We start from the raw sequence: 5,110 nt of genomic DNA on the forward strand, positions 1-5,110 counted from the left end.
AGCAGGGTGCGGACCTTCCGGCCGGCGGGGTTGAGGCTCCACTGCATCCCGAAGGCCTGCGCCACGGGTTCCAGCGCCGCCTGCAGCTCCGCCTGGGACGCCGCCGTCGTCGCCTCGACCCGCATGAAAAAGGTGCCCGTGCCCTGGCTGCCGTACTGCTGGGAATCTGTAATATTGCAGCCCGCCACCAGGAGGGCCCCGGCGACGGCGTGCACGATGCCCGGCCGGTCAGGGCAGGAGAGAGTCAGGATGTAGGAGGCAGTCAGGTTCTCGTCAGTCACGAGGAATAGCCTACCTGCGGTTCAAGGGCAGTTTTGAAAGGGTTTTGGTAGTGTTAATCCGTCGCAACTGGCGTTGGATGGCTAACCATCAGGGAGCGGCACTCACGAAGACCACGGATCGTACGCCTGGGCCGAGGGTCATGTCTTACCGGTCGGCAGCATCACCGCTGCCGCACCGTTGCTGGTGCCCGCGCGGGGTGCCGGCCGCCGCTGTCGCGGCCCGCTGTTAAGGGGCCCGTAATCAAGGGGCGGTGCAACGGGCCAGCCGGTAGCCTGACCAATAGCCGTACCCGTTGCCAACCAGGAGTTCCTCGTGACTACTACCACCGCCACCTCAGCCGCCGTGAGCAACCAGCCGCTGGCCGAACTCGACCCTGAAATCGCCGCCGTCCTTGCCCAGGAGCTTGGCCGCCAGCGCGGCACCCTGGAAATGATCGCTTCCGAGAACTTCGCCCCGCGCGCCGTGATGGAAGCCCAGGGCTCCGTCCTGACCAACAAGTACGCCGAGGGCTACCCGGGACGCCGCTACTACGGCGGATGTGAATACGTCGACGTCGCCGAGCAGCTCGCGATCGACCGCGTCAAGGAACTGTTCGGCGCCGAATATGCCAACGTGCAGCCGCACTCCGGCGCGCAGGCCAACGCCGCCGCGCTCGCCGCCATGATCACCCCGGGCGACAAGATCCTGGGCCTGTCCCTGGCCCACGGCGGGCACCTCACCCACGGCATGAAGCTGAACTTCTCCGGAAAGCTCTACAACGTCGCCGCCTACCAGGTCGAGGAAGATGACTTCCGGATCGACATGGACAAGCTGCGCGAGCAGGCAATCGCCGAAAAGCCCCAGGTGATCATCGCCGGCTGGTCCGCCTACCCGCGGCACCTCGATTTCGCGGCCTTCCGTTCGATCGCCGACGAGGTCGGCGCCCTGCTCTGGACCGACATGGCGCACTTTGCCGGCCTCGTCGCCGCCGGACTGCACCCGAGCCCGGTGCCGTACTCCGACGTCGTAACCTCCACCGTGCACAAGACGCTGTCCGGTCCGCGCTCCGGCGTGATCCTGGCGAAGCAGGAGTGGGCCAAGAAGCTTAACTCCGCCGTGTTCCCCGGCCAGCAGGGCGGCCCGCTCATGCACGTGATCGCGGCGAAGGCCGTGGCCTTCAAGATCGCCGGCACCGAGGAATTCAAGGAGCGCCAGGAGCGTGTGCTCGAAGGCGCCAAGATCATCGCCGAGCGCCTCGGCCAGGCCGACGTCGCCGGCGCGGGCGTCTCGGTCCTGACCGGCGGCACCGACGTGCACCTGGTCCTGGTGGACCTGCGCAACTCCCAGCTGGACGGCCAGCAGGCCGAGGACCTCCTGCACTCGATCGGCATCACCGTCAACCGCAACGCCGTGCCGTTCGACCCCCGCCCGCCGATGGTCACCTCCGGCCTGCGCATCGGCACACCGGCCCTGGCCACCCGCGGCTTCGGCGCCGAGGAATTCACCGAGGTGGCGGACATCATCGCCACGGCACTGAAGTCCGGAGCTGCCATGGAGATCGAACCCCTGCAGGCCCGCGTGGACAAGCTCGCCGCCGATTTCCCGCTGTACCCGCAGCACGAGCAGTGGTAGGCCATGACTTCTTCGCACACCGCAAAAACGGCTGAAACTGCACGGATCCTTGACGGCAAGGCCACCGCCGCCGCCATCAAGGCCGAGCTGACCGAGCGCGTGGCCGTGCTCAAGGCCCAGGGCATCACGCCCGGGCTGGGCACCATCCTGGTGGGCTCCGATCCCGGCAGCACCTGGTACGTCGGCGGCAAGCACAAGGACTGCGCCGAGGTGGGCATTACCTCCATCCGCCGCGACCTGCCGGAAGAGACCAGCCAGGACGAACTCCTGGCCGTGGTCCGCGAGCTCAACGAGAACCCGGAATGCACCGGCTACATCGTCCAACTGCCCCTGCCCAAACACATCGACCAGGACGTCATACTGGAAGCCATGGATCCCGAGAAGGACGCCGACGGCCTGCACCCGATGAACCTGGGCCGGCTCGTGGCCAACGTCAGCGGACCCATGAAATCCCCGCTGCCGTGCACGCCCAAGGGCTGCGTGGAGCTGCTGACCCGGCACGGGATCGACCTGAACGGCAAACGCGTCCTCGTGGTGGGCCGCGGCGTCACCATCGGCCGTCCCGTGGGTCTGCTGCTGACCCGCAAGGACGTCAATGCCACGGTCATCCTGGCCCACACCGGAACGGTGGACCTGCCGGCAGAACTGCGGCAGGCCGACGTCGTGATTGCCGCCGCCGGGCAGCCGCACATGATCAAGGCCGGGGACCTCAAGCCCGGGGCGATCGTGCTCGACGTCGGTGTCAGCCGGGTCGATGACGGCAGCGGCAAGGCAGTGGTCACCGGCGACGTGGACCCCGCTGCAGCCGACGTCGCCGCGTGGCTCTCGCCGAACCCCGGGGGAGTGGGGCCCATGACCCGCGCCATGCTGCTCGCCAACGTGGTGGAAACCGCGGAACGCCAATGGGCAGAGAAAAACCGCTGAGCAGAGGAACGCCGCCCGGGGCCCGCCTAAGGCTCCCGCGGTGGTTGGGCCGGCTTTCGGCGGGCCCAACCACCGCAGGATTCCGCACGTTCTAACGCCTGCCGGCATAACGGAACGGATACGTCAGGAGTTTTTACGAAAAGACTCTTTCATAGTTTGCGGGGATCCACTACCGTAGTGCGGGTGTCCGAACTTGCCTCTAAAGAATCACGCGCGAGCAGCCCCTCCGACGCCGCTCTCCCATACGTCATCACCGCCGAGAACCTGACCAAACGTTACGGCGACGTCACCGCCGTCGACGGCATTTCCTTCCGCGTTCCCGCCGGGGAAGCGTTCGGCCTGCTGGGCCCCAACGGCGCCGGCAAGTCCACCACGATGAAGATGATCGGCGGGGTCTCGCAGCGCACCTCCGGCAGCCTGAATATCATGGGCCTGGACCCCGAACAGCACGGGCCGGAGGTCCGCGCCCACCTGGGCGTCGTGCCGCAGCAGGACAACCTGGATGAGGAACTGAAAGTCCGGGACAACCTGCTGGTCTACGGCCGCTATTTCGGCCTGCCCATGAGCTACCTCAAGCCCAAGGCCGTCGAGCTGCTGGAATTCGCCCAGCTCACCGACAAGGCCAACTCCAAGGTCGATGCCCTCTCCGGCGGCATGAAGCGGCGCCTGACAATCGCCCGCTCGCTCATCAACGAGCCCCGGATCCTGCTGCTGGACGAGCCGACGACCGGTCTTGACCCGCAGGCCCGGCACATCCTCTGGGACCGGCTGTTCCGGCTCAAGGAACAGGGCGTCACCCTGATCCTCACCACGCACTACATGGACGAGGCCGAGCAGCTGTGCGACCGGCTGATTGTGGTGGACAAGGGCAGGATCATGGCCGAGGGATCGCCGGCCAGCCTGATCCGCGAATACTCCACCCGCGAGGTCCTGGAACTGCGCTTCGGCTCGGAACGCAACGCGAGCGTCGGCGCGGAGCTCGGCGGCATCGGCGAACGCGTGGAAACCCTGCCGGACCGGGTGCTCATCTACGCCCACGACGGCGAGGCCGCCCTGGAGCAGGTCACCGCCCGCGGCCTGCGTCCGGTCACCTCACTGGTCCGCCGCTCCTCACTCGAAGACGTCTTCCTGCGCCTGACCGGCAGGAGCCTCGTTGACTAAGAAAGAGCAGCTGACTAAGCCAATTCAGGCAGCGGGAACGACGGCGGGCGCCGCGGCGGGGACGGCCCTGCGCGCGCACTCGCCGGAAGTCTCGGCCGCCCGTGCCCGCCGCTGGGGCGCGTTCTACTACGCCGAACAGGTCCTGCGGGTCATGAAGGGCTACGGCTGGACCATCGTGATGTACGGCGTGGGACAGCCGGTGGCCTACCTGTTCGCGATGGGCGTTGGCCTGGCCACCCTGGTCGAGGCCAACGGCGCCGGCGTCTTCGGCGGGGTCAGCTCCCTGACGTTCATCGCGCCGGCCCTGCTGATCTCGGCGGCCGTCATGACGGCCGCCAACGAGGTCACCTTGCCCGTGATGTTCGGCTTCAAGTGGCGGCGCGTCTACTACGGCCCGCACGCCTCGCCGCTGCCTCCCGAGCAGATCGCCGGCGGCCAGATCATCGCCGTGACGGTGCGCTTCCTGCTGCAGTCGGCCATCTACTTCGCCGTCGTCGCGCTCTTCGGCGCCTCGCCCGGCGCCTGGGGCTGGGTGTCGATCCTCATCGCCACCCTCGCCGGCCTGTCCTTCGGCCTGCCGCTCATGGCCTACGCGGCCACCATCCAGCACGACAAGGGCCAGTTCGCCATGGTCATGCGGTTCATCGTCATGCCGTTGTTCCTGTTCTCCGGCACGTTCTTCCCGCTGGACACGCTCCCGCTCGCAGTCCGCTGGATCGGCTGGATCTCACCGATCTGGCACGGAACCGAGCTTGGCCGCGTGGTCAGCTACGGGTACGAGGAAGAGCCCTGGCTCACCGTCGTCCACGTCCTCTTCCTGCTGGGCCTGGCGGCTGCCGGCTGGATCCTGACCAAACGCCAGTTCGCCAAAAGGATGGCCTCATGAGCGTCCTGACCGGAAGTTTCAACACAGGGGACCACAGCGTCACCGAAGCCGCGCGCCGCCGCCGCTACGGGCCCATCTACTCCCGCAACGTCCGCGCCGTCGTCGCCCGCGGGCTCATGGCCACCAAAAGCAGCAACTGGATGGTCATGGTCTCCGGGTTCTTCGAACCCGTGCTGTACCTGATCTCCATGGGCGTGGGCCTGGGCGCCATTGTCGGGTCGGTCCAGGGCCCGGGCGGGCAGGAAA

Annotated in this window: 5 protein-coding genes and 1 pseudogene; 5 read left to right on the forward strand and 1 reads right to left on the reverse strand. The window is 67.4% G+C overall.

The window, feature by feature from the left end:
* Positions 1-281: ACT domain-containing protein (locus LQV45_RS17295; protein WP_230008085.1), on the reverse strand; the 281-nt coding region annotated here is incomplete at its 3' end.
* A gap of 313 nt (positions 282-594) precedes the next feature.
* On the opposite strand from LQV45_RS17295, the gene glyA reads away from it, so the two are divergent.
* The 5 genes and pseudogenes from glyA to LQV45_RS17320 form a co-directional block, all read left to right on the forward strand.
* Positions 595-1,893, forward strand: coding sequence for a serine hydroxymethyltransferase (gene glyA, locus LQV45_RS17300; RefSeq protein WP_290370266.1), 1,299 nt, complete (start codon positions 595-597; stop codon positions 1,891-1,893).
* A 3-nt stretch (positions 1,894-1,896) separates the two neighbouring features.
* The gene (locus LQV45_RS17305; protein ID WP_230008086.1) at positions 1,897-2,817 is read left to right on the forward strand and encodes a bifunctional methylenetetrahydrofolate dehydrogenase/methenyltetrahydrofolate cyclohydrolase; all 921 of its coding nucleotides are present in this window, start codon (positions 1,897-1,899) and stop codon (positions 2,815-2,817) included.
* A gap of 183 nt (positions 2,818-3,000) precedes the next feature.
* On the forward strand, positions 3,001-3,978 hold the full coding sequence (locus LQV45_RS17310) for an ABC transporter ATP-binding protein (RefSeq protein WP_374208238.1): 978 nt from the start codon (positions 3,001-3,003) through the stop codon (positions 3,976-3,978).
* 10 nt (positions 3,979-3,988) lie between these two features.
* The gene (locus LQV45_RS17315; protein WP_230008089.1) at positions 3,989-4,864 is read left to right on the forward strand and encodes an ABC transporter permease; all 876 of its coding nucleotides are present in this window, start codon (positions 3,989-3,991) and stop codon (positions 4,862-4,864) included.
* Positions 4,861-5,110: pseudogene (locus tag LQV45_RS17320) on the forward strand (ABC transporter); the annotation flags it as partial. The gene LQV45_RS17315 and the pseudogene LQV45_RS17320, both read left to right, overlap by 4 nt.

The sequence above is a fragment of the Microbacterium sp. Bi128 genome, from assembly GCF_918698205.1.

Coding starts and splice junctions, on each gene's coding strand:
- LQV45_RS17305 (WP_230008086.1), top strand. CDS start 1,897: ATGACTTCTTCGCACACCGCAAAAACGGCTGAAACTGCACGGATCCTT.